At 66.4% G+C, this 663-nt stretch carries 1 protein-coding gene; it reads left to right on the forward strand.

The annotated features are described in order from the left end of the window. Window positions 1-583, forward strand: a 583-nt coding sequence (locus J1M81_RS25535) for a GGDEF domain-containing protein (protein ID WP_206499136.1), incomplete at its 5' end; no start/stop codon positions are given. Between the last annotated feature and the right edge of the window lie 80 nt (window positions 584-663).

Raw genomic sequence — 663 nt, forward strand, 5'->3', positions numbered from 1 at the left:
GGACGGAGCCACCATCTGGGTCCAGCGGAACGCCACCGTGGTGCGAGACAACGAGGGCGACGACATCATCATCGCCCAGATCCAGGACATCACCGCCCGGAAGGGAGCCGAGGCGGCACTCGAGCGCCAACTGTTGATCGACGACCTGACCGGCCTGGCCAATCGCCGACGGTTGATGGCAGAACTTCAGGCCCTCAAGGAAGCCGCCGACGAAAACCCGGTCGGAATCCTGTTCGTCGACGTCGACTCCTTCAAATCCGTCAACGATCGATACGGCCACGCAGTAGGCGACCGACTGCTCGCCGCCATCGGAGCCCGCATCCGCGCCAACCTCCGCACCGGAGACATCGCCTGCCGCACCGGAGGCGACGAATTCGTCGCTCTGCTGCGTAGCTCCCGATCGGCCGACGGAGTCGAACGCCTCGCCGCACGAGTGCGGTTGCTACTGGCCGGCCCGTACCTCATCGACGGTGTTCCGGTACCCGCATCGGTCAGCGTCGGATGGAGCTGGGACAAACCCGTCAGCCCCGAAAAATTACTGCACATCGCGGACGAACGCATGTACTCGTCGAAACGACGCTGACCCCTCGTGCGGCCCCCGACGTGCGGCTGACCCCTCGCGCGGCTCCCCGACGTGCGGCTGACCCCTCGCGCGGCTCCCCA

The organism is Rhodococcus sp. KRD175, assembly GCF_017168275.1.
In the GTDB taxonomy this organism is placed as follows: domain Bacteria; phylum Actinomycetota; class Actinomycetes; order Mycobacteriales; family Mycobacteriaceae; genus Rhodococcoides; species Rhodococcoides fascians.